Genomic DNA, 24,822 nt, shown 5'->3' with positions numbered 1-24,822 from the left:
AACGATCGGGTATCCGGGCATACCGAACTCCCGGCGCCCTTGTTTGTTGTCTTATAAACCAAATGCAGATTTATGGAAACCAAGCCGCTTATCCTAGAATACACCTATGCTGCACCTCCAACGCAGGTTTGGCAGGCGCTTACCGATCCGGCGCATATGAAAGCCTGGTATTTCGATATCCCCGGTTTTAAACCGGAACCAGGTTTCCGCTTTAGCTTTTCGGCAGGGAGCCCGGAGCAACAGTATGTCCATCAATGCCGCATTACAGAAGCGCTTGCTCCCGAAACACTTGCTTATACCTGGGCCTACGAAGGTTATAAAGGGAGTTCGGAAGTTTGTTTCACGCTTTATCCTGAAGACGGGCAAACGCGCCTGGTACTGGAACATGAAGGCCTGGACAGTTTTCCGCAGGAGCCGGCCTTTGCCCGGGATAGCTTTTTACAGGGCTGGACGATGATCCTGGGTACCAACCTCAAACAATACCTGGAGCAGCGAAAAGGATCATCGTAACCGGGAATGGAGCACCGGCGGCATATTTGCGCCGACTGCCGTGCCCCGTATAATAATAGTATAGGGAATTGAGTTATATAAACTGTTGGACTTACCTTGTCTTTTATGCGTAATTTGCCTTACCTGCTTTAAAATCGATCTGTCTTGAAAAAAGTCCTGTTTATTGCCGCATTGTCTTGCTCCTTATTTTCCTGCGATAAGAACAGGAATAAGCAATCCTCCTACTGGTATATTAATGGGGAACGTTTTGAGTCCAAAGATGTGGAACTGGCTATTGGCAAAGGAGGGGCTTATTTGGGCAAAGCAGACCGCGACAACGGGTTTAGCCTGGGCTGGAAACTGACCTCCCCGCCACAAGCCGGTTATGTGGGTATTTCGATCGATACCGTTAGTTATAACCCTGCACTTTTTAAAGTCTCCTTTTCGCAGGGGGACGCTATATATACGTTGTCGCGACATAATCCGGACAGCGTATTGGTTTCCTATATTGGTGGAAAAGTGCGGTATGATTTAGCTCCTGCCTGGTTTTTTAGCTATTCCAATCCCCGGGACAGCGCATTGATCAGCGGCCAGTTCAATGAACCCTGATTGCGGGTGGCTACAGGCATCCCGGCTGTTCATGGAATCTCCACATCTGTTGCTGTTTCATCCATCATTCGCTGCGTCCTTCACGCAGACACTACGAGGGCTAAGAATGCAAATACGGCAACATCTCATATCTCATATCTAACATCCAATATCTAACATCCAATATCTAACATCTCGTATCTCAAATCCAATATCTAACATCTCATATCTAACATCTCATATCCAACATCAGGCATAAAAAAAATACAGTTCCTGGAAGAAACTGTATTTTTTACCAAACACAAACCTCACAACAAACGGAACACCATCTTTAGATATAAAATCTTGATTGAACTCCGGTACTGAGACCAGTACACTTATGATGATACAAAAGTACAGGTCCCTTGTGCGCTGAACAATAGAGCCCGCCTCTACTTTAGCTGTTTTGTGTGTATAAGCTGCGTTTTATCAGTAATACTTTTTTATCCCGGGATGGCGGTAGAGAAAAGTGCATGGTCTGCCGGCCTTCAATGTTCCTGGGACCTCTTTTTTTAATTGGTGTTTTTAATACGTTCCGCTAAGCCTGTACCCTGACGGGAGCCCGGTAAGCTGCTTCGCTGCGCTCAGCAGGACAGCCAGAGGATGGTTAGTGCGGTGTACGCTTAACATGATGAATATGGGAACACTTTTTATACGGTATAACTCTGGTAGGTCAGCTATCCTGGAACGTCTGAGTACGGGATACCAATAGATCGTACGATCGTCAGAAAACTCTTTTTGCTTGCTGCGAGCGCCGCGCCGCTGCGAGATAATAAGATAAGCTATGCAACGGGGCTGCGACCTGTGTCAGCATCTAAGCTGGCGGCGACAACCGGGCAAAAAAAAATACAGTTCCTGGAAGAAACTGTATTTTACCAAACACAAACCTCACAACAAACGGAACACCATCTTTAGATATAAAATCTCGATTGAACTCCGGCACTGAAGAACAGTGCGATCATTGAGGATACAAAAGTACGCCGCCGCTATCCGCTGAACAATAGAGCCCGCCTCTACTTTAGCCGTTTTATGTATATAACCTGTATTTTATCAGTAATACTTTTTATCCCGGTAGGGTGATGAGCAAAGGAGCATCCTGTCAGCATGCAGCATCCGTTACAACATGCCTCGCTTCCATACTTCTAAGGATTTTTTTTAATTGGTGTTTTAATACGTACCGCTAAGCTTGTATCCTGGCAGGGGCCCGGTAAGCTGCTTCGCTGCGCTTAGCAGGACAGCCAGCGGATGGTTCGTGCTGTGCATGCTTAAAATGATCACTATGGGGGACGCTTTCTATACGGTATAACTCTGGTAGGTCAGCTATCCCGGAAGCCTGAATACGGGATACTTGTTGATCGATACGATTCGCTGATCGGCCTATTTTCGTCGCGACGTCTCCTGTAAGGGACGTTGCGCGTGGGTGGCAGTTTATCTGGTCGGTAGGGATACGCATTTGATGCTATTTACTGCTGTCGTTGCCTGCCTTCGCAGGGTCCCTTTGCAGGAGACCCTGCGGGGACATCCAAAATTCTCTCATTCACCCGCCGGGACCTGGTATTGTAGTATATCGATTTTCGTAGCAACGACTACTGTAAGGGACGTTGCGCGTGGGTGGCAGTTTATCTGGTCGGTAGGGATACGCATTTGATGCTATTTACTGCTGTTGTTGCCTGCCTTCCGCAGGGTCCCTTTGCAGGAGACCCTGCGGGGACATCCAAAATTCGAGACGATCTTATTCGCCTGCCGGGACCTGGTATTGTAGTATATCAATTTTCGTCGCAACGGCTACCGTAAGGGTCGTTGCGGGGACATCCAAATTCACCCCGTTTCTTTCTCAAAGTTCCTACTTCTTTTACTTTATCTCTCTTTTATCTAATGGCCGCTGCGGGATAATAAAAACAAGTTGTGGATGGGTGCTGTGACCTGCGTTAACATCTGTGCAGGCATTACACCCGGGCAAAAAAAATACAGTTCCTGGAAGAAACTGTATTTTTACCAAACACAAACCTCACAACAAACGGAACACCATCTTTGAGATATAATCTCGATTGAACTCCGGCACTGAAGAACAGTGCAATTATTGATGATACAAATGTACACAGGCCCCGTGTGCTGTACAATAGAGCGCATCTCTACTTTAGCGATTTTACGTATAAAATCAAGCTGGCTGTATATTTTTATAGATTATGCCTGTTTATGCAGGCTATTTTTCAGCGGTTTCGGGCTGGCTCACTTTTAATTTTCCGGCATCCGAACCGTCCCTGATCTCTTCCGAGGCATTTTTTACCAGCACATCATTTGCCTGCAATCCGCCGAATACTTCAGTGTTGTTGCCATCGCTCCTGCCGGTCTGCACCGGTACCCAATTCACTTTGTTATTGCTGACACGCAGTACGAATATGCCTTTGGGCGCGTTGAGCACTGCTGATGCCGGCAGCACGAAGTTGCTGGCATTGCCTTTCAAGGGTACGCTTACTTCCGCGATCATACCGGGCAATAGTTTTTTATTGGTATTCTGCACATCCATTTCGGTACGCTGCGACCGCAGGCGGCTGTCGAGCGCCCCGGCCAGGCGCGCTACTTTGGCGTTGAAGGTATCGCCCGGCAAGGATTTTACCTTAAAGGAGAACTCGGATTCCTGGCTGATGTAGGGCGTATAGGCTTCGGGTACACTAACCACCAGGCGCAGGTGCTCCTGTTCCTGCAGGGTAAAGATCGGCAGGTCTGAACCCTTGCCCGAAGGGCCTACATAAGCACCGGAGCTTACATTACGGGCCGTGATAATGCCGGCAAAGGGTGCACGGATCTCCAGGTAGTTGCGGGTGTCGTTTACTTCGCGGTGCGCTGCCCGTGCCGCGTCAAGCTGCGCCAGGTCCGACTTCTGCTTGGCATAAGCCAGGTCCAGGTCGTTGCGCGATACCGTGCCCGGGGTCTTACTGGTTTCAAGCAGGCGGTCGTAAGTGGCTTTGCTGGCGAGGTATAGCGCCTCCTGTGACTTAAGCCTGGATTCCGCGCCGGAGAGCTGTGCATTAACCTCGGGCGCTTCCATAACGGCGAGCAGTTGCCCGGCCTTTACCTGGCTGCCTACGTCTGCATACAATTTTTTTACAAAGCTGTTTACTTTAGCATAGAGGTCTACCTGCTGGTAGGCCACCAGTTCGCCGGGAATCTGCAGGCCGCCGGATATACGGCCGGTTTGCAGCGAAATGACCTCCAGCGGTGGCTTTTCGTTTTTTGCAGCGGGGGGATGGGCTTCTGATTCGCCGCAACCCTGCAGGCCCAGGGCCAGGAACGGTAAACTGAATACAGACAGCAGAAGGGGCATTTTATTTTTCATCGTCGGCTATTTTTAAAAACACCTGGATCGCAGATCCGTGTTGTGTATGTTTAGGATTGTGGGTTTAAAGGAATATAGTGTTTGCTTTCGGCATCTTCCGGATCGAGCGATACGCTTTGCGTGGTTGCCTTGCCTTGTCCCCAGGCAAAGGCAAGGGGCAGGATGAACAAGGCTGCGAAGGTAGAGGCGATCAGTCCGCCGATTACGGCGCGGCCCAGTGGCGCGCTCTGGTCGCCGGCTTCACCCAGGCCGCTGGCCATCGGGATCATACCGACCACCATGGCCAATGCGGTCATCAGGATGGGGCGTAAACGCAGGGCGGCAGCTTCCTGGGCGGAGCGCAGGGCATCGCCGTTGTTCTTCCTGATCTGTTCGGCATTGGTGATCAGCAATACGGCGTTAGAGATGGAAACACCTACCGACATGATCATACCCATATACGACTGCAGGTTGAGCGTAGAACCCGCCATGACCAGCAGCAACAGGGCACCCAGGATAACCGCGGGTACGGTAGCCAGTACTACGGCAGATACTTTAAACGACTGGAAGTTGGCGGCCAGCATCAGGAAGATCACGACGATAGCGACGACCAGACCACTTTCCAGGCTGCTCATGGTATCGGTAAGCGTCTGGCTGAGACCGATGAGCTCTACATTCAGCCCGCGGGGCAGCTCACCCAGCGAAGCGATGGCCTGCTGTACATCTTTAGCGGCTGCACCCAGGTCCTTATTGTTCAGGTTGGCGGTAACCGACAGCACGGGCATAGCGCCCAGGTTATCATTTTCGCCATAGGTAGTGCCCTGCGTAATGGTGGCTACATCGCCCAATACCGGGCGGCTGGCGTTTTTCAGCAGCGGGATCTCACCGATATCGTTGATGCTGGTCATTTTGTTTTCCGGCACCTGTACCTGCACACTGTAGCTGTATCCCGATTTTTCGTCTACCCATATATTCTTATCGGTATAACGGGAAGAGGAGGTCGATGCGATCAGGGAACGCGATACATCGGTCATGTCTACGCCAAGCTGGGCGGCCCTTATGCGATCTACCTCGATATTGAGCGACGGGTATTTAGTGGACTGACCCAGCTGTATGTCGCGCAGGTAGGCGATTTCCTTCAGCTTAGCCATCAGCTTTTCGGCATAGGCTTCGTTCTGTTTTTTATTCCTGCCCGAGAAGCGTACCTCGATCGGCGTAGGCGAACCCTGGCTCAGGATCTTATCCGTAAGTTCGATGGGTTCGAAGGAGAGTTTTACGTCCTTCATATCACCGGCCAGCCTGTTCCTTATTTTTTCTTTCAGCGCATCCAGGTTGGTTTTGTAATGTTCGTCGAGCGCCACCTGGATTACGGCCTCATTGGGCTGCGCCATCCAGAGAAATACGGGACTGATCGAGAACAAGGCAGGGTGGGTACCCACATAAGCCGAAGTGATGGCTACGTTTTCCGGTCCCGTAATCGATTTAATGGCGTCGATGGCCTGCAGTGTACGGTGTTCGGTAATTTCGATACGGGTACCTTCGGGCGCCCGCAGCCTTACCTGGAACTGGCTGCCATTTACCTTGGGCAATACATCGCGGCCGATACCGCCCATCAGTAAAGCGGCAATGGCGCAGGATCCCAGCAGGTATACGATAACGATGGGCTTGCGGTAAGGCATCATACGGCTGATAAAGCGCAGGTAGCGGCCTCTTACCTTTTCGAAGAAGCTGATCTTACCATCGCGGTTACTGTCGGCGCGTTCTACAAGCACGGCTTTTTGTCCCCAGGTATTGTCCTCGCTGCCCTGTTGCAGGCCGGTGGCTGCAAACTCTTCCTGCTCGGTCATTTCAGTGCCGTCTTTCTTTTTATGATGTTTCACCTTCATGATCCAGTTGGCCATTACCGGTACAAAGGTCTGCGCCAGGAAGTAGGACACGACCATGCTGAAACCGATGGCCAGCGCCAGCGGCAGGAACAGTGAGCCCGGAATGCCCTGCATCGTAAATGCCGGTGCGAATACCGCCAGGATACAGAACAGGATCAGCAATTTTGGGAAAGCAATTTCCTTACAGGCGTCCCATATCGCCAGCGCCTTCGGTTTGCCCATATCCAGATGCTGGTGTATGTTTTCGATCGTTACCGTACTTTCATCCACGAGGATACCAATGGCCAGGGCCAGGCCGCTCAGCGTCATGATATTGATCGTTTGCCCGAACAGGTTCAGGAACAATACCGCCGAGATAATGGAAGCCGGTATGGTCAGGATCACGATCAGGGCGCCCCGTACATCGCCCAGGAAGAGCAATACCATCAAACCCGTAAGGATAGCGCCTATAGCGCCTTCGCTCAGCAGGCTCTTTACCGAGTTGATTACATAGGTCGACTGGTCGAATTCGTAACTGAGCTTAACATCGTCGGGCAACTGCGCCTGCATTTTGGGCAGCGCCTTTTTCAGGTTCTGCACCACTTCCCAGGTCGAGGCATCGGCACTTTTGGCTACGTTAAGGTATACTGAACGTTTGCCGTTTACCAGGCCATAACCAACGGTCACATCGGCGCCGTCTTCAACGGTGGCTACGTCGCGCAGGTAAAGGTTTTGCACGCCACCTTTAAACAAGGGTATGTTTTCAAAATCTTTAATGTTATGCAATAAAGTATTGGTCGGGGTTATATAATTCTTGTCACCGATACGTACGTTACCCGAAGGCGAAGTCTGGTTGTTGAGCCGGATGGCCTCTACCAGCTGATCGGGTGTCATGTTGTGGGCGCGCAGTTGTCCGGGATCGGCCTTGATCACCACGGTACGCACGTTGCCCCCGAAAGGCGGTGGCGCTACCAGGCCCGGAATGGCGGTAAACGAAGCCCTTACATATACGTTGGCAAGATCGAGCAATTCGTTGTTGCTGCGTTTATCGCTGCTCAGCACCACCTGTCCTACAGGCAGTGTGGAGGCATCGAAACGGATAATAAAGGGCGGGTTGGAGCCCGGCGGAAAGATAGCCTGGATACGGTTGGCAAAGGCGCTGAGCTCGGCAGCAGCCTGGGCCATATTGGTGCCGGGGTAGAAGTTGATCTTCATCAGCGTCAGCCCCTGTATGTTTTTGGTCTCGATACTCTTGATCCCGTTTACGAACAGCAGGATATTGATGTATTGCTTGCCGAACATGGCTTCCATCTGCGAAGGCGTATAACCGGAGAAGGGATGCGACAGGTACATAACCGGCATATCGAGCTTGGGAAAGATATCGATTTTGATACTGCTTACGGCTTTGATGCCGAAGAAGAACAATCCGGCAACCAGTACCAGGATGGTAATCGGTTTGCGTAATGCGAAACGGATAAGGTTCATAATTTATCGTATAAAAGGACTGTGCAATAAAGGGGTTGAAGATCAAAGCTGGTTGAGGAACAGGTTGAAATCGCCTGCAGCAGCGGAACGCAGCAGCAGGGCCTGCCATACATTATTATAAGCGATGTCGCGGTCGGTCTCTGCCCGGATCAGCGCATACAGGGACTGGGTGACTTCTACGAGGTTGGTCAGCCCGTTCTTATACAAAACTGATTTCTGCAGATACGCATTGGACGCGGCTCTTACCTGTACCGGCACTTCGTTATAGTTATCGAGTGCGTTCTTGATCTTGGAATCGGAAAGCTGCAGCTGTGCCCTTACCTGCTGACCGGCCAGTTCGTATTCTGCCTGCAGGCCTTTGCTGATCAGGTGTTGGGCCTTTACCTGCTTCGATATTCTTAAGGGCTGGGTAATGTTCCAGGTCAGCCCCAGTCCCAGCAGGTAGTTGCTGCGGTTGGGATTAATACCGTCCCAGTAGTCGTGCGAAAAGTCGGCCTGGTTCTGTGCATACGTGCTGCCAAAGCCTGAAGCACGGCTCTGGATCACACCGACCAATGATAAGGTGGGATAATAAAAGGTTTTGAGGTATTTGGATTGCTCTTCGCTAAAGCCCACCCGGCTTTTATACCATTGCAGTAAGGGATGGTTGTCGGTGCTGAGGCTATCCTGTAATACCGCAGGGATGCGGGATATGAAAAAGGTGTCCAGCTGGAACGTTCCGGCCGGGAGCCCCGTCAGTTGCGCCAGTTGGTTGGCCTGTTCCTGTTCAAAGTCAATGGCCTTGGTCAGGGCGATACGGGCACCGGATACCTCGGCATTGGCCTGCGAGGAGTCTACGCCGGCGATCAGCCCGTTCAGGGCGCGCGTTACCACGATCAGGCGAAACGTATCGGCGCGGGCCAGGTTTTTTCGATAAGACGCGGTAAGTTGCTGGGCTGCGATCAGGTTGAGATAAGTGCCGGCCACTTTCACCTCGTGCCGGAAAAGCTCCTGTTCCCAGTCTTTCTTATCGCGGAAGGCGGCCTGCTCGGCAGTTTTTATTTTTTCGCGGGCACGGCCAAAGGCGAATACGTCCCAGTTGACATTAGCCAGGTATAAAGCGCCGAAAGCTGCATTCCAGTTTTGCTGGGGCAGGGGTAAGCCCGATGAGGATACACCCAGGCCGCCAAAGCCATACTGCGGGCCCAGCTGGCCGTTGGCGGTACCATAGGCCTGTTGTACCGAAAGGTTGAGGTTGGGCAAATAGTCGCGTCTTGCCTGTCCTGCCAGGTTTTCGGAGGCCTCGGCATAACTGGCCTTGGCTTTTATGGTTCCGTAGTTTTCGACGGCGGATTGGATAGCCTCTTTCAGGCTGAGTTTTTGCTGGGCGGTTGCCGGCAGCGAAGCCGTCAGTAACAGGAGTAGCGCCAGCAGGGGTATCTTTCTTTGCAGCATCAGGTAGTGGTTTTGCATTCAATGGCGGGGTACAAACCCCTTTCCGGATGCAAAGTGACCTTATGATTTTGAAGCAAATTTGAAGTCAGTTAGCCGGTCGATCGCCCGATTGCATAAATCGATACCTATAGCCTAGGTAACCGCGGCCCTGCCGCCTGTAACACGCTGTGGCGCTGTGTTTTCGGCTACGTTAAAGTGGATGTTAATGATGTGCTGCCCCTGTTGATAGGCATAAGAAATATCGAATTGATTGACCTCGCAAATCTGTTTAACGATGGCCAGTCCCAGCCCTATACTGTCGGCACTCTGGTTGCTCTTTTTAAACCGGAGAAACAATTCTTCGGTCGGGATTTCAGGTGGCAGACCGGTATTGATAACCGTCAGCCGGGAAGGCGTTAACCGGATCTCGATCATACCCTGCTCTATATTATGCCGGATGGCATTGCTCAGCAGGTTGTTCAACAACATCTCGGCGAGCGTAGGGTGGATGCGTACCGGTACATTGGCGCAAAGGTCGGTCCTGACCTGCAGCCCCCTGTGCGCGATCCAGTCTTCGTATACGGCCAGTACATCTTTCGTGATCCTGCAGATCTTGATATCGTCGCTGGTGGCAAATTCATGGTTGTCGAGCCGGGTAAGTAAGGTAAGCGAGCGGTTAATCTTGGAGAGTTTATCGATCGCATTCTGGGTATCGGCAATCAGCGAAGCCTGGCAGGCGTCAATATCGGTTTCGGCCAGCAGTTCCAGTTTACTACGGATAACGGCCAGCGGGGTTTGCAGTTCATGCGAGGCATTTTCACTAAACTCCTTTACCGAGGCATAGTCTTCCATGGCCTTCTCGGTCATTTTTTCCAGGAAGGTGTTGAGCTCTTTAAATTCCCTGGTGGTGGTCGCCGGCAGTTCGATCTTATCTTTTTTCTTGATATCAAAATTGTTGATGATCTTCATCGTTTGCCGGAAAGGGTACAGCACATACCGCGACAACAGGCGGGCGGTTATGCCCACCGAAAGGATAATGAGCAGTAATTTTATCACGAGGGCATTGATCATGCCACTCAGGATCTGGTCCGACTTGGTTACATAATTATAGGACGAGATCCGGTAGGGTGTTTCGTTGACCATATAAAAGGAAGACACGGTAAGCCGGCATTCGCGGCGTTTAATGTCTTCGTTGTAGAAGTTGGCCTCAGTGACCTCCGTTTGTTTGACCGGCAAGGGGCCTTGTACCGGGGTGATGGAGATGGGCCGGCCCAGGGCATAACGGTCGGGCTTTTCGCCGCTCTTCAATTGTTCGGCTACCCGTTCGTTCACATCCTTCATCCGTTCTACCTCCGCCTCATCGATCTTCTTCTTGATATTGGTATAGGAGATATACATGGTAAAGGGCGTGATCAAAAAGACGATGCCGATAAACCAGTAGGTAATTTTATTGATCAGTTTCATGTTCTGGATGCATTAAAACGGTAGCCCAGGCCGTATACCGTTTCTATATAATCCGCGCCCCGGGCGGTATTGATCTTTTTACGCAGGTTTTTGACATGCTGGTATACGAAGTCAAAATTAGCCAGGTTGTCGGTATAGTCGCCCCACAGATGCGCGGCAATGGCCTGCCGCGACAATACCCTGTTTTTATTGACGACAAAGTACAGCAGCAGGTCGAATTCTTTTTTGGTAATATCGAGCAGGGTATCGTTGATGGTGGCTTCGAGGGTATCGGTATTGAGGCCTATTTCGTTAAAGGAGACCAGGTTGTTACCCTCCAGCTTCTGGCGCCTGTAGATGGCGCGCAGGCGGGCATGCAGTTCCGGTAAATGAAAGGGTTTGGTAATATAGTCGTCGGCGCCGCCTTCGAGCCCGTTTACCTTATCGTCGAGCGAGTCTTTGGCCGAGATGATCAGGATACCGCTTTGTATATGCTCCTGTTTAATAAACCGGAGCAGATCCAGCCCGTTGCCATCGGGTAGCATAATATCGAGCAGGATGCAATCGTAGGGAAAAAGTAACAGCTTTTCTCTTGCCTCTTCAAAATGATAAGCCAGCTCGCAGATATAACCTTCTGCTGCCAGAAAATTATAGATACTGCCGGCCAGTTCCTTGTTGTCTTCAATCACCAGTACTTTCATAGTGATGCAAAATTAAGCCAGAATCCTGAGGGAATTTTGAAGTAAGCGGCCCGGCCGGACGGCAATAACAAATGTTTATAGGCGCTTAGCCTGCTACAAGTTTAGCGCGGTTGCGCGAAAGCTGCCGTTCGTGCAGCACTTTTACCTGGTCCTTGTGCCGGCTGCCCCAATGGTCTAAAGCACTGATAACAGGCAGGATACTCTCCCCGAGCGGGGTAAGCGAATAGGCTACGTTAAGCGGGAAACCGGGAGATACTTCTTTAACCACCACGCCGAAATCTACCAGTTCGCTCAGTTGCATATCGATAACGCGGGGACTGGTGGTATCGAGGTAGCGGTGCAGTTCGCTCGGGCGTTTTATGCCCCTGCCTATTGCATCGATAATGCAGGGCTTCCATTTGGCCCCGAATACCCGCATGGCCGCTACGATCCCGCAATCCAGGTCTTCTTTGATCTTTCTTTCGTACATGGTCTTATCTGGTTTTAGGATCGAAGTTAGTATTTTCTGCGGGGCAGGCCGAATGGGGCTATACCGAAAAATTATTCGGTATCTGAATAATTTTTCGGTTATTTTTTCTACGGGTGCAGACCGGCAATTTTGTCTCTAAAAAATGAAGATGCTCCAACAAAAAGAACGTACCGCCCGCAAATTTTCCCGCACCGAAATAGCACAAGTCTTTTTATGGCTCGTTATCCTGGCCCTTACCCGGACCTTTATGCACGCTGCAGACCATTTTCTCGAGCTCAGTCCCGAAGCGCTGGGCAAGTATTTCGCGCTGCGCTGGGTGCTTATCCTGCATATTACGGCAGGTGGCGGGGCATTGGTACTCGGGCCGCTCCAGTTCTGGAAACGCCTGCAGGGGGGCAATTGGCGGCTGCACCGGGTGCTGGGCCTGCTTTACCTGCTGGCGATCCTGGCCAGCGGCGCCTGTGCGCTTATCCTGGCTTTTACTACAGCCTATAAGATCAACTGGGCTTATGCCTTTTCGCTGCAGGTATGGGTGGCCGTATGGTTTACGACCACGATTATCGCTTATCGCAGTGCGCTGAAAAAACGTTTTGTATCGCACAAGGAGTGGATGGTAAGAAGTTACCTGGTAACCTTTGCGTTTATCGTGTCGGGCCTGTTGCTTAAAACGGATTATGTACAACAGTTGGGTACCTTCGACGAGATCTCGCCTTCGTTTTTCTGGATGGGCTGGTCGGTACCGCTTTTCGGTTATGAAGTATTGTTGTCCTTAAGGCGCAAAAACTGAGCAGGAGCTCGTCCCTGGCGTATTTTAATCGGCGGCTTTTGCGTATATTTGAGCACCAAAAGCTGGAGTTTATGATTGCTATGAATGCGTATCTTATAGAAAAATTATCCGGTTTGTACTGTATCACACACAGGCTCAATGCCAATGTTTTTATCAACGACGAAGGCTTTATAACCGTAGCTTCCTGTTGCGACGAGTTTCACGAAACCCTGTACCATGCCCAGGAAGCCTTCCGGTCGCAGTACCAGGCTGCCCAGCAAAGCGGCAACCCCGACGACCTGGCCTGAATGCAGCCCCTGGAGGGCGTTCCTCACCACTTTTGATCATCGTTAAACCCACGAAGGATGGATGCGGATGTAATTGTTATCGGCGCCGGACTGGCGGGCCTCGTTGCCGCCTGCGAACTTGCTGCAAAGGGGCGGCGCGTTATCATCCTGGACCAGGAAGGGCCGCAGAACCTGGGCGGACAGGCGTTCTGGTCCTTCGGCGGCCTGTTTTTCGTTAACTCGCCCGAACAGCGCCGGCTCGGTATCCGCGATTCGTACGAGCTCGCCTTACAGGACTGGATGGGTACCGCAGGCTTCGACCGTGAAGAGGATTACTGGCCCCGCAAATGGGCAGAGGCCTATCTTGCCTTTGCAGCTTCTGAAAAGCGGGACTGGATGCGCAGTCTGGGCGTCAAGTTTTTCCCGGTGGTAGGCTGGGCCGAGCGTGGCGGTTATGGCGCTGCCGGACCGGGCAATTCTGTACCGCGGTTTCATATTACCTGGGGCACCGGCCCTGGATTACTGGAACCTTTTATAGCCCGGGTGGAAGAAGCCGTGAAACAGGGCACAATCCGCCTGCTGTTCCGCCACCGGGTAGACCACCTGGTACAGGAAGCCGGTGTTATTACCGGAGTAACGGGCACCGTTTTGGAAGTGAGCCGGGAGGCCCGCGGGCAGAAAAGCTCCCGGCATGCGATCTCATCCTTTAACCTGAAGGCACAGGCCGTAATCGTAACTTCGGGTGGCATAGGCGGCAATCATGACCTTGTACGACGCAACTGGCCGGCGAGGCTGGGCTTACCACCCCGGCATATGATAACCGGTGTACCCGATTATGTGGATGGCCGTATGCTGGAGATCAGCGCCATGGCCGGTGGACGCATTATCAACCCCGACCGTATGTGGCACTATACCGAGGGCATCCGCAACTGGGACCCCGTATGGACCAATCATGGTATCCGTATCCTGCCCGGACCATCGTCGCTCTGGTTCGACGCTACGGGGCAATTATTGCCGGTACCGCTGTTCCCGGGTTTCGATACCATGGGTACGCTAGCCCATATCGGCAAGACCGGTTATGATTATACCTGGTTTATCCTGAATCAAAAAATTATCCGTAAAGAATTTGCCTTATCGGGTTCGGAGCAGAACCCCGATCTGACCGGCAAGAGCTGGCGGCAGGTATTGCAGCGGGCTTCGGGCAAAAAAGCGACCGGGCCGGTAGAAGCCTTTAAAGAAAAGGGCGCCGATTTTATCGTAAAAGATAGGCTGGAAGATCTTGTGCCGGCTATGAATGCCCTGGCGGGTAATAACCTGCTGGACTATGAAACCATTGCAGCAGCCGTAACAGCGCGGGACCGGGAGGTAAGCCATAAGTTTACGAAAGACATGCAGATAACGGCCATACGGGGCGCCAGGAATTATATTGGCGACAAGCTAATCCGTACTGCCCCGTTGCATCGTTTGCTGGACCCGGCTGCCGGTCCGCTGATCGCGGTACAATTGCATATATTGACCCGGAAGACCCTGGGCGGACTGGAAACCAACCTGTCGGGACAGGTACTGGATGCCAGCGGAAACCCGGTGCCGGGGCTATATGCGGCCGGCGAAGTAAGCGGCTTTGGCGGTGGTGGTATGCATGGTTATCGTGCGCTCGAAGGCACCTTCCTGGGCGGCTGCCTGTTTTCGGGACGCATAGCCGGCAGAGCCGCCGCAGCCGCCATCATCTGATCGCTCACATCTAATAACATCTGATATCTAATATCCAACACCTCACACCTAACACCCCACATCTAATATCTCACATCTCACATCTAATATCTAACATCTCACACCTAATATCTCATATCTAACATCTCATTTCAGCGCATCAGCACATCATAGATCCCGTTTTTAATAGCGAATACCACGAGGCCGGCCGTATTCTTACTGCCTGTTTTCAGCAGCAGGTTATTGCGGTGCCCTTCTACCGTGCGTGGGCTGATACATAATTTGTCGGCTATCTCGCCATTAGTATATTCGCGGCAGATCAGGTTCATCACTTCTTTCTCCCTTACGGTAAGGTCTACCGGGATATGATTGAAGTTGTGCATCTGCTTTTTTCTGAAGTCGGAAGATTGCTGCAGGGCATTTTTGATCAGGTCGGTAAAGAAAAAGCCCGAGGTATGCACCTTCAAAATGGCTTCTTTCAGCTCTTCCATACTACAGCTTTTAGAAAGATAACCGCATACCCCTTCTTCCACCATTTTAAATACATAACGGCCCTGGTCGTACAGGGTCAGCATAATCACTTTTACTTCGGGATAGGTTTCGTGCATGATGCGGTTCAGGTCGATGCCGTTCATGCCCGGCATTTCCATATCCATAAGCAAGATCTCGGGCAACTCCGGTAGTACGGAAAGGCGCTCCAGCAGCTCGGGGCCGTTGGAGGCATCTACCACCAGGTTTACTTCCGGTATCTTGTTCATTAATGCAATAATTCCCTGCCGGAACAATGCCTGATCATCTACAATTGCTAGTCTGATTGGTGTCATCGTTTGTGTTTTTTAGGCGCTAACGGCTTGGTTTGTGTGTTCGGTTACGGTCATTTTATGGGGAATGAACAGCTTAATGGAGAAGCCCGCCTTTTTGCTGTCCATGTCAAAACGCCCGTTGACCACCTGTAACCGGCTCTCGATATTTTTAAAGCCCAGGCCATGCAGTTTCTTTTTGGAACTGATACCGACACCATTATCCGCATAATGGATCAGCAGTTCCGCTGCATCTTCCAGGTATTCGAACGAAATATCGACGCTCGTGGCCTGGGCATGTTTTATGGTATTGGTCAACAGCTCCTGGAATACCCGGTAAATGATAACCGACGTATCATAACTCAGGTCTTCGGGTATCTTCATGGCCGACTCGTCTATGGTAATGGTAAAACCGCCCGATTGTTCAATGTGTTCGCTAAGGATGAACATGGCCTCCCGGAGGCCGAACAATTCGATTTCCACGACCGATAACTGGTGGCTGATCATACGGAGCTTCTGGAAAATGGCGGAGATCCTCTTTTTATATTCTTCCCGTACTTCCCTGTTCTCCTGGGCCGCGATATACATATACTTATCGAGGTAGAGGCGCAGCGAGGCCAGCGAGTTACCGACATCGTCATGCAATTCCTTACCGATGCGTTTGCGTTCCTGTTCCTGGGAGTGGATGATAACCTGTGTCAGTTGCTTCTGGTGCTCGAGCTCGGCATTCTGTATCCTGAATTGCTGGTGCAGCAGGTTCTTTTTGTACCGCAGGTAAAACAGCAGCAGGGCGACGGATAAGAGAAAGGAGCCGCACATAGCCACGATAACATACAGGTAAATGTTCATTTTTCGTGCTTGGTTTTATAATAAGCTACAGCAATAATGAGATACATGATCAGTACAAAAGTGGCATGTGTATTCCAGATCAGCGCATTGATCTTTTTGTTGGCGATAATAAAATCGGACAAGGCAAAAAGCGCCAGGGAGCCGGAAAAATACAACAGGAAAGAAACGACTACGGCAAAGTTAAAGAAAGGCGACTTACCCGCCGAAAAACTAAGGCTTTTCATCAGGTAATAGATGCAAAAGCTGACTACGATAATGGCTTCTACCGACCGGGGGATAAGGTTATACAGGAAGATCGAATCGAGCAGGTAGATATTAATAAGCGCCATCAGCGGGAACAATCCCATCAGCCAGGTGATCAGCATACGGGCGCGACCCGGCTCTACGATAGAGCGGAAGAAGGCAGCGATAACGGTAAATTCGATAACCGTATATAAATGGAGCAGGGGTAGGTTATTAATACTCCTGGCGGCCAATGCAGCCGCCAGGATATTAAATACTCCGGAGAGCATCAGGTATACGAATATCAGTCTTTCGGGAGGCTGCCAATATTTTTTTCGGATAACGGCAGCAGTCACCGGCAATAGTATCGCCGCCGGAACGATGATACCCATATAAAGTGAAGGCATAGTGCTTAAACCTCGCTTGGTAACTTAATGGCGTAAAGAGGGCTGGTAAAGTCGCATTGCGCAGGGCAGGGCGTAGTAAAATCGTAAATTGTAGATACCATTACCGTTTTTTCGTCGATCTTTTCTGGAACCTGCAGGATATCTTTACCGGTACCACCGTTGTCGGCTACAGGCACCAGCAGGATGTGAATGTCCTGGGAACCGGGTACCTGACCGTTTTCCAGTTGGCGGCCCAATGCAAGGTAAGCCCTTACTGCATTGATCTTGCTGTCTTTTTGCGCGATCTCTACAATTTTCAACAGGTCTTCGAGGGGAATTTTAAAGCCACGGAAAGCGTCGTCTGGCGCTGTTTCTGTTGCATCGGCATAAAACTCTCTCCAGTTTAGGGTTAATTGTTCTGCTACACCGGGTTCCACTGGGGGGTAAGATGGTAAATTCATTTTTGAGGATGTTTTTTTGGTTTTTAAAAAAGAGGGAAGATACGCACTATCTCAATGTAAACCATGATTTTGGATGATTAAATTATCGGGAAAGCCCGTACCACGCCTTCATTTGCAACATTACGGCAATCGGCTTAGGAGCATACCCGTAAAAACACCTGTTTTTCCAAACACGTAATTCAACGTTAGCAGTAATGCGGGTAGAGTTCCACTTTTGTATCCGGAACAGTAAGAATGAATTATTGATGAAATACTGGCTCCCTAAAACCAATAATCACCAATAAACCTGGAAGTGCATGGCGGAGAATCAACCCGGTGATATTCTTTATTATGAAGCGGTACAGACGGAAGAGGGAAAAAAGATGCTGGATCAGTACACCCGGGAACTGGAACATTTACTGAAAGATAAATTCAGACAGGATATCGGGGTGGCGGTGCCCTCGCTTACCCAGGCAGAATTGAGGGAAATGGAATGTATCTCCTTCCTGCCCGACGAAGTGACGCTGAGGGATATGCAGGATTATATAAGGGCCATGTTAGAGGCGGGTACCGATGCTGCGAGCGAACAGAACCTGAATACGATCCTGGGCCTGACCAAAAAAATAGCCGTAAGATCTTTAACAAACAGCAGCGATCAGCCTGCGGTATACGGAGCCGCAACATCGGTGGTGCTGCAGGACGGCAATACGTATATGGCCGCCTATTATATTGCCGAACGACTGTGTATGGCTTCGGCCTGGAATATATCAAGAGACTTTAAGCTGCATTGCTATTGTCTTGTCATATGGAAACTTGCATAAGGTTGCCCGGTATCGTACTTATTATTATTTCAATTTAAAAACAAACACTATGGAAGGAACAATGGGAGTTATTACGCCCTGGGCAGCCAACTTTGCTCCGCTGAGCTGGATGTTCTGTGCAGGACAGGTGCTGGCTATTGCCGAATACTCAGCCCTTTATAGTCTTATCGGTACTACCTATGGCGGTAACGGTACGACTACTTTTGCCCTGCCTAACCTCTGCAGCCGGGTAGCGATCGGTACCGGCCAGGGACCAGGCCTCACCAACCGCGTCTTAGGACAGCCGGTAGGTACGGAAACCAACACGCTTACCACCGCGCAGATGGCCGGGCACAACCACATTATGCAGGTGCGCGCTTCAATGCCGGTAAATGCCAACAGTGCCTCGGCTGCTACCCCACTGAACAACTTCCCCGCAGCAAGCGCATCATCGATTTACAACAGTGCAGCTTCGGCAAATAAAAATATGCCGCTTTCGACTACCGTAACCGTAGGCGTAACGGGAAGCAGCCTGCCGGTAAACAACCTGCAGCCGGTACTTTGCCTGAACTACATTATTTGTGTGGAAGGAATATGGCCTTCTCGCCCTTAAACTATTATTTCATCTTTTTAATCGCAATACCATGGACGGAACACTTGCTACCGTTACGTTATTTGCAGGCAACTTTGTGCCGCGTAACTGGGCCTCCTGCAGCGGACAATTAATTGCCATCAGGCAGAACACTGCTTTATTTTCATTATTAGGCACCACTTATGGTGGCGATGGTAAAACCACCTTTGGTTTACCCGATCTGCGCGGACGCGCTGTAATCGGCCAGGGACAAGGCCCCGGTCTTAGCGATTATACCCTGGGCGAAGCCACCGGTACGGAGACCAATACCCTGAACGTAGGCAATTTGCCGGCGCATAACCATGCCGGAACAGCCACTATAACGCAACCCATCAGCCTTAATGGTAACGATTCGCAAACCCCGCAGGATAGTTTCCCGGCAGCTGCTTCGGTTACGGTCTATACTTCCGGACCCGTTGCCGGCCAGTTCTCAGGCGCAGCCTCGGTAACGGCTACCCTTATGCCTGCAGGCGGCAACAGCCCCATGAATAATATGCAGCCTACGCTCGGTCTTGGCTACATCATTTGTATGTACGGCGTATTCCCGGCCCGCGGCTAATTTTTTACTCACCTCTAAAACTTTTATATCATGGACGGTACCATGGCAAACATAACAATATTCGCCGGCGACTTTGCTCCCCGTAACTGGGCAATGTGCAACGGAGCACTCCTGGCGATCAGTACCAACCAGGCCCTGTTTTCCCTGCTGGGAACAACCTACGGCGGTAATGGTATTCAAACCTTTGCACTTCCCGACCTGCGCGGTCGTGCCGCATTGGGCACCGGTAACGGTCCCGGGCTTACACCGGTAATACTGGGCCAGGTTACAGGCACGGAAAATAATACCATGATCATTACCCAGATGCCTAACCATACCCATACGGTTGCTGTTACAGCGAAATTGCCGGTTAACAATACGGCCGACCCGGATTCTGATTCCCCTGAGGATTCGGTATATGGTAAAGCACCCGAGAATATCTATAACGCCGCTACAAGTACCAATGCTTTTATGGGCGCAATGAACGCTTCGGGGGTAATTGGTGTTAATGGTAGCAACCAACCCATCAACAATATGATGCCCGGGCTGGCGCTTACCCATATTATCTGTATTGCGGGCATCTATCCGACCCGAGACTAAAGCCCCGTTAACCCCTTTCTGAAAACTAAGTACCCGATTATGAAAAAGATAACTGTTGGTCTCCTGTATCCCCGTTCTGCCCTGTATCCAGGTATCGGGTTTGATGTAACTGAAGCTTTCCGCAGCGCCCTGCAACATTATGACGCGCAGGATATTCATCTCGTAACCGAGAATGTGGGTATCGGCGGTGTGGGCAGCGAGGTACTGGCGAAGGTGGAAAAAATGCTGATCGAACAACGCCCGGATATCCTGGTGGCCTTCGTGGACCATTTTGCCGCCGAAAAAATAGAACCGGTATGTAAGGCGGCCAATTGTATTCTTATCGTAATGGAAACCGGTGGCACGATACCCGTAAGCTGGAAAGCAGTGCCCGGTAAATACCATATTACACTCGATGCAGCATTCGGAAGCCGTCTTACCGGCCATATGGCCGGCGACGCTTCTGCTGCGTTCGCTACGAGTTTTTATGACGGCGGTTACCTCTGCTGTAATGCATTTACAGCCGGGCTGGCCGACCAGGGCGGCAATGTCTGCTACAACTACGTGGCCCCCTTCCGTTTCGAAGAATTCGATATAAAACCCCTGCAACAGGCAATAGAAACCCTGGAGCCGGGTGTGCTGCTGGCCCAGATGAGTATCGATATGGGCGCCTTGTTCCTCGAAACCTATAAAGCGGCCGGGCTTGCCGGGAAAACAAAATTTCTCGCATCGCCCTTCCTGCTGGAAGAACAGTTCCTCGAATCCCTGGCCTTCCCCTTTGAAGGCATCACCGGTTGTGTACCCTGGTCGATCAACCTGGATACACCCGGCAATAAAGAATTTACGGAGGCCTATACAGCCCTGTCGGGCAGAACCCCGACCTGTTTTGCCGCCCTGGCCTGGGATACCTGTAATTTTGCGCTGCAGGTAGCTGCCGCTATCAGGACTTATCCCGGCAAACGTGCCCAGGTGCTGGAAGCACTCAAAGGCATCGCCCTGACCAGTACCCGCGGCACCATGGTGCTCGACGATGAAACGAATTATTTTACGGCTCCCCTCTATGCCGCCGAAGTAGTAAGCGGTGAAAACGGGAATGCCGCATTACGTACCGGCGCCGAAATCGCCGGCCGTGAAGCCGCCTGGAAGACCTTTACCAGCGAACCCGTAACCGGCGTCTTTTCCAGGTGGACCAATACATATCTGTGTACTCAGTAAAAAGCATACCGGGTAATGAAACTCGCATTAATCTGTAATAATAAAGTGGCGCTGCCTGCGCTGGATATGCTGGTAAGCAAAGGCGCCAACCTGTGTGTGGCTACGAGTGCGGTTAATACAGAACTCTATCATGCGTTGCAACCTTATGGTCTTAAATACGGTACAAGCATTACGAGCTTTGAACCGGTTTTGTTTGAAACACAGTTGTATGCCTGGCTGGATATGGAAAAACCGGATGCGGTATTGATGATGACCTGTCCCTTCCGGATTCCCGAGGCCGCATTGGCGATACCCCGTTTGGGCTTTATTAATTTCCATTATGGATTACTGCCTGCCTACCGCGGGCCTAATCCTGTTTTTGAACAGATAAAAAGAAGAGAGCAGGCAGGCGGGATTACGGTACATGTGGTCGATAAAGGCATAGATACCGGTGCGATTGTTATGAAGCGAACACTACCGATTGCAGCACAGGAAACCTTTGGTATCCATATGGATAAGCTGGCCCTGCTGGGCGCAGGTATGACAGAAGAGCTGCTGCAGCTGTTACTCCAGGGTGATCCCCTGCAAACCACCCCGCAGAACAAGGCGGAAGCCGCTTATTATCCCGGGCCGGGTATAAGCGATGTAAAGGTACAGTGGGGCAGCATGCCTGCAGAGGCGATAGAAGCGTTGGTAAACGCCTGTGTGCCCTGGAACTACGGCGCCGCTACGGCCCTTAACGGCGGCACCATCGGGATCAGCAAAGTGACGATACTGTATAAGGAGCCTGTGGCGAAACTGCAATACCCCGGCACCATACTCACAATAGATCCGCAAAGCCGGTTAACGGTACTCTCGGCCGACAGGCTGGTCATACGCCTGGATACGGTTTTTGTTGCGGGCAATTTTATACCTGGTTACCAGCTGGCATCATATGGCGTCGTACCCGGAATGTTTTTCAATTAATACGCAATACCAATACCAAACATCAAACAAATAAGACCATGAAAAAGAGAAAATTTACATTGTTCCGGGCCTTACTGCTGCTGGGCATTTTTTGCACAGCCTTCGGCAATGCCGATGCGCAAACCACCATGCAGGCCGGTGATATAGCCTTTACCGGTTACAACTGTAACAACAGCGGGGCGTTACCCAACCAGGTGTCCTTTGTGATCCTCAGAACGGGCGGCATCTCTTCCGGTACACAACTGCACCTCACCGATAACGGTTTCAATAAAGAAAGCCAGGCACTCCAGGTAGCAAACGGAGAAGGCGATATCCTTATAACCTTCAATACGGCGCTGCCCCAGTTTACCGAAGTATACGTTAAGGCTTCTGCAAACGGTCTGGCCATCGATGCCTGTACCTATAAGAACAGTTCCGGTGTATTCGTGTCGACCAATATTACGGCTTCTGTGCAGAGCGGCGAATTTATCCTGAGCCAGGCCGGCGACCAGGTCTTTGCTTTCCAGGGCTCATTGGCCACGCCAACCTTTATCAGCGGTATCCATATGAACAGCGAAGTTGTAGGCGCCCTCAGTCAGCCTGCGTCTACAGCCGCCGGCTGGGACGTAACCGCCAATGCCAACGGCGCCACAGGCTGGAGCACCTCTCAAAGCCGCTCGGCCATACCTAACGCGCTTGTTAATGGTACCACCGCCATCATGGTCGTAACCGCACCGGGTACCGCCAATGCGGAAAAAGACAATGCTACTTTTAATTGTAGCGCAGCAGTAGGCAGTTCAGCAGCCGACCTGCGTTCTAAACTGAATAATGTTACCAACTGGACCAGCCAGGATGTACTACCTTATACCGTACCGACCAACTGTACTTATATCGTAAGTGCACCGCCTTCAGTTACCGGTCACCCGTCCAATGCAACAACCTGTGCCGGCTCCGGCGCTACGTTCCAGGTAGTTGCCAGCAATGCAACAGGTTACCAATGGCAGGTGCTTATTCCTGGTGGCGGCAGCTACAGCGATATTATCAACAGCACAACCTATGCCGGTGCTACTACCGCTACACTTACGCTCAGCAATATTACAGCGGGTATGAATGGCTACAGCTACCGCTGCGTAGTAAGCGGCAACGTAACGCCCAATGCTACTTCCAATGCCGCAACACTTACCGTAACCGCGCCGGGTACCTGGCTGGGTGCTGTAAGTACAGCCTGGTCCAATACGGCTAACTGGAGCTGTGGTGTATTGCCTACTGCTACCATCGATATTACGATCAGCAGCACTGCAGTACGCATGCCGCTTGTCGATATCGCAGGCGCTATCTGTAACAACCTTACGCTGGGCGCGGGTGCAACGCTTGCCTTCAGCGGTTCGGCCAATGCACTCGAAGTAAAAGGCAACTTTACCAATAGCGGTACTTTTGATCCTAGTCTGGGTAAACTGATCCTCTCCGGCGCAGCACAAAGCGTGCCTGCCGTAAACTATAAAGACCTGCAGATTACCGGTGGTAACAGCAAGACCTTAAGCGGGGCTACTGCCATTAACGGTGTGCTTACCCTTACCAATGGTTTACTGGTTCTGGGCAGCAATAACCTTACCGTTAACGCTACCGGCTCTATTGCGGGCGGTACTTCGGCTGCCTTTATCGTTACCAATGGCACCGGCAGCCTTACCCAAAACAATATCGGTACAGGCGGCAGGGCCGGCACGGTTATCTTCCCGGTGGGCAGCGATGTCAGCTCCTTTACCCGCGCAGCACTGAGCAACAGTGGCACGGCCGATAACTTTACCATCAAAGTAAGCCAGGGTGTTTTTAACTCGTATACCGGTACTACCGGTTCGGGCGCTATTACCCAGGACTATGTCAATAAAACATGGTTTATCAACGAGGGTACCGCAGGCGGGTCGAATGTAAACCTTACCCTGGAATGGAACGGTCTGGACCAGCTGAGTGGCTTTAATGGCAATAACTGCCAGATCGCCCACTTTAACGGCACCACCTGGGTATCTACCGGCACTCCGGGTTTTGCTTCCGGCCTCGACCCTTATACCATTTCCCGCTCCGGTCTTACCCAGTTCTCTCCCTTCAGTGTAACCAGCAGTGCACCTTTGCCCCTGCAACTGTTATCGTTTACGGGCAAACGTAACAACAGCGATGTATTACTGCAGTGGAAGGCAACAGCAGAAAAAAGCATCAGCACCTATGAACTGGAACGCTCGGCAGATAGCCGCGTATTTACACCCGTAGGCTCTGTAGCCGCACAAAGGCAGGGCACCAGCGAGGTGCATACCTACAACTATACCGATGCCGGCGCCTTTAAACAGGGCGATACCTGGTACTACCGCTTACGCATTGTGCACGAAGACGGCAGCGCACTGTACTCCCGCACCCTGCAGCTCAACGGCAATGCCGGCGCCCAGGACCTGGTCGTATATCCTAACCCGGTACACGGTTCGGTGCTGAACATCCGCTGGAATAACGCAACCGATGAAACGGCAGCCCTTACCGTATCCGACCTGATGGGCAGGGTACAGTTGAAACAAACCGTGCAAACAACAGGTTATAATATGCCGGTACAGCTCAACACAGCCACACTGGCCCCGGGCACTTACCTGCTGCGTATCAGCAGCGCGGTATCCGGTCAGACTTCGACTTTAAGATTTACCAAACGATAGACACACACTTCCATTTTCAAACTGGAACGGCCCCTGTTTCTACAGGGGCTTTTTTATTTTTATCTGATCAGCAAGGTAAATCGGATCAAGCGAAAAAGTTGGGGGACTCCGGTATACTTACCCAGATTTTTTATTCTTCTTTGTCTTAATACAAAGAAGCAAAAATCAAGACTGTAG

The 24,822-nt window shown here is 51.2% G+C and carries 22 protein-coding genes; 12 read left to right on the top strand and 10 right to left on the bottom strand.

Features of this window, described 5'->3' with window-relative positions:
• Positions 1–72: 72 nt before the first annotated feature.
• Both B0I18_RS13940 and B0I18_RS13935 read left to right on the top strand, forming a co-directional pair.
• Positions 73–510 (top strand): SRPBCC family protein, encoded by a 438-nt coding sequence (locus B0I18_RS13940; RefSeq protein WP_106523342.1) that lies wholly within the window; start codon positions 73–75, stop codon positions 508–510.
• A gap of 144 nt (positions 511–654) precedes the next feature.
• Positions 655–1,098, top strand: coding sequence for a hypothetical protein (locus tag B0I18_RS13935; RefSeq protein ID WP_106523341.1), 444 nt, complete (start codon positions 655–657; stop codon positions 1,096–1,098).
• Positions 1,099–3,319: 2,221 nt separating this feature from the next.
• On the opposite strand, the gene B0I18_RS13930 is transcribed toward B0I18_RS13935, so the two are convergent.
• The 6 genes from B0I18_RS13930 to B0I18_RS13905 all read right to left on the bottom strand — a co-directional run bounded on the left by B0I18_RS13930 (position 3,320) and on the right by B0I18_RS13905 (position 11,808).
• The gene (locus B0I18_RS13930) at positions 3,320–4,453 is read right to left on the bottom strand and encodes an efflux RND transporter periplasmic adaptor subunit (protein WP_106523340.1); all 1,134 of its coding nucleotides are present in this window, start codon (positions 4,451–4,453) and stop codon (positions 3,320–3,322) included.
• Positions 4,454–4,503: 50 nt separating this feature from the next.
• Positions 4,504–7,782 carry an efflux RND transporter permease subunit gene (locus B0I18_RS13925; protein ID WP_106523339.1) on the bottom strand — a complete coding sequence of 1,093 codons (3,279 nt, stop codon included), beginning with the start codon at positions 7,780–7,782 and terminating at the stop codon, positions 4,504–4,506.
• 42 nt (positions 7,783–7,824) lie between these two features.
• Positions 7,825–9,216, bottom strand: coding sequence for a TolC family protein (locus tag B0I18_RS13920; protein ID WP_106523338.1), 1,392 nt, complete (start codon positions 9,214–9,216; stop codon positions 7,825–7,827).
• Between the two features lie 132 nt (positions 9,217–9,348).
• The gene (locus B0I18_RS13915) at positions 9,349–10,659 is read right to left on the bottom strand and encodes a sensor histidine kinase (protein WP_106523337.1); all 1,311 of its coding nucleotides are present in this window, start codon (positions 10,657–10,659) and stop codon (positions 9,349–9,351) included.
• Positions 10,656–11,339 (bottom strand): response regulator transcription factor, encoded by a 684-nt coding sequence (locus B0I18_RS13910; RefSeq protein ID WP_106523336.1) that lies wholly within the window; start codon positions 11,337–11,339, stop codon positions 10,656–10,658. The genes B0I18_RS13915 and B0I18_RS13910 overlap by 4 nt, the downstream gene beginning before the upstream one ends.
• Before the next feature lie 85 nt (positions 11,340–11,424).
• The gene (locus B0I18_RS13905) at positions 11,425–11,808 is read right to left on the bottom strand and encodes a winged helix-turn-helix transcriptional regulator (RefSeq protein WP_106523335.1); all 384 of its coding nucleotides are present in this window, start codon (positions 11,806–11,808) and stop codon (positions 11,425–11,427) included.
• 148 nt (positions 11,809–11,956) lie between these two features.
• On the opposite strand from B0I18_RS13905, the gene B0I18_RS13900 reads away from it, so the two are divergent.
• The 3 genes from B0I18_RS13900 to B0I18_RS13890 are packed head-to-tail and all read left to right on the top strand — an operon-like array spanning position 11,957 to position 14,592.
• On the top strand, positions 11,957–12,595 hold the full coding sequence (locus B0I18_RS13900) for a DUF2306 domain-containing protein (RefSeq protein WP_106523590.1): 639 nt from the start codon (positions 11,957–11,959) through the stop codon (positions 12,593–12,595).
• A 38-nt stretch (positions 12,596–12,633) separates the two neighbouring features.
• On the top strand, positions 12,634–12,882 hold the full coding sequence (locus B0I18_RS13895) for a hypothetical protein (RefSeq protein ID WP_181358471.1): 249 nt from the start codon (positions 12,634–12,636) through the stop codon (positions 12,880–12,882).
• A gap of 57 nt (positions 12,883–12,939) precedes the next feature.
• The gene (locus tag B0I18_RS13890) at positions 12,940–14,592 is read left to right on the top strand and encodes an FAD-binding dehydrogenase (protein ID WP_106523333.1); all 1,653 of its coding nucleotides are present in this window, start codon (positions 12,940–12,942) and stop codon (positions 14,590–14,592) included.
• Between the two features lie 131 nt (positions 14,593–14,723).
• Here B0I18_RS13890 and B0I18_RS13885 read toward each other — a convergent pair whose 3' ends face one another.
• From B0I18_RS13885 to B0I18_RS13870, 4 genes are read right to left on the bottom strand one after another with little or no spacing between them, the layout of a single operon-like run.
• Positions 14,724–15,395 (bottom strand): response regulator transcription factor, encoded by a 672-nt coding sequence (locus tag B0I18_RS13885; RefSeq protein WP_106523332.1) that lies wholly within the window; start codon positions 15,393–15,395, stop codon positions 14,724–14,726.
• Positions 15,396–15,407: 12 nt separating this feature from the next.
• Positions 15,408–16,220 (bottom strand): sensor histidine kinase, encoded by an 813-nt coding sequence (locus tag B0I18_RS13880; protein WP_106523331.1) that lies wholly within the window; start codon positions 16,218–16,220, stop codon positions 15,408–15,410.
• Entirely contained in the window at positions 16,217–16,849 is a 633-nt protein-coding gene (locus B0I18_RS13875; protein ID WP_146146746.1) for a hypothetical protein, read from the bottom strand. The genes B0I18_RS13880 and B0I18_RS13875 overlap by 4 nt, the downstream gene beginning before the upstream one ends.
• A gap of 5 nt (positions 16,850–16,854) precedes the next feature.
• Complete coding sequence (locus tag B0I18_RS13870) at positions 16,855–17,289, bottom strand: hypothetical protein (RefSeq protein WP_106523329.1); 435 nt, start codon at positions 17,287–17,289, stop codon at positions 16,855–16,857.
• Between the two features lie 296 nt (positions 17,290–17,585).
• Here B0I18_RS13870 and B0I18_RS13865 point away from each other — a divergent pair, with 296 nt between their 5' ends.
• The 7 genes from B0I18_RS13865 to B0I18_RS13835 are packed head-to-tail and all read left to right on the top strand — an operon-like array spanning position 17,586 to position 24,645.
• Positions 17,586–18,089 (top strand): hypothetical protein, encoded by a 504-nt coding sequence (locus B0I18_RS13865; RefSeq protein WP_106523328.1) that lies wholly within the window; start codon positions 17,586–17,588, stop codon positions 18,087–18,089.
• A 49-nt stretch (positions 18,090–18,138) separates the two neighbouring features.
• Entirely contained in the window at positions 18,139–18,681 is a 543-nt protein-coding gene (locus B0I18_RS13860) for a phage tail protein (RefSeq protein ID WP_106523327.1), read from the top strand.
• Positions 18,682–18,712: 31 nt separating this feature from the next.
• Positions 18,713–19,258, top strand: a complete 546-nt coding sequence (locus tag B0I18_RS13855; protein ID WP_106523326.1) for a phage tail protein — start codon at positions 18,713–18,715, stop codon at positions 19,256–19,258.
• Between the two features lie 30 nt (positions 19,259–19,288).
• A complete protein-coding gene (locus B0I18_RS13850; protein ID WP_106523325.1) occupies positions 19,289–19,837 on the top strand; it encodes a phage tail protein in 549 nt (182 codons plus the stop codon).
• 39 nt (positions 19,838–19,876) lie between these two features.
• The gene (locus B0I18_RS13845; RefSeq protein WP_106523324.1) at positions 19,877–21,031 is read left to right on the top strand and encodes an ABC transporter substrate-binding protein; all 1,155 of its coding nucleotides are present in this window, start codon (positions 19,877–19,879) and stop codon (positions 21,029–21,031) included.
• A gap of 15 nt (positions 21,032–21,046) precedes the next feature.
• Positions 21,047–21,976: a methionyl-tRNA formyltransferase gene (locus B0I18_RS13840; protein WP_106523323.1), complete on the top strand. Its 930-nt coding sequence runs from the start codon at positions 21,047–21,049 to the stop codon at positions 21,974–21,976.
• Positions 21,977–22,014: 38 nt separating this feature from the next.
• Positions 22,015–24,645, top strand: coding sequence for a T9SS type A sorting domain-containing protein (locus B0I18_RS13835; RefSeq protein WP_106523322.1), 2,631 nt, complete (start codon positions 22,015–22,017; stop codon positions 24,643–24,645).
• Positions 24,646–24,822: the final 177 nt, after the last annotated feature.

The sequence above is a fragment of the Taibaiella chishuiensis genome (assembly GCF_003014535.1).
Lineage (GTDB): Bacteria > Bacteroidota > Bacteroidia > Chitinophagales > Chitinophagaceae > Taibaiella > Taibaiella chishuiensis.
This window is presented reverse-complemented; position numbering and strand designations above follow the sequence as displayed.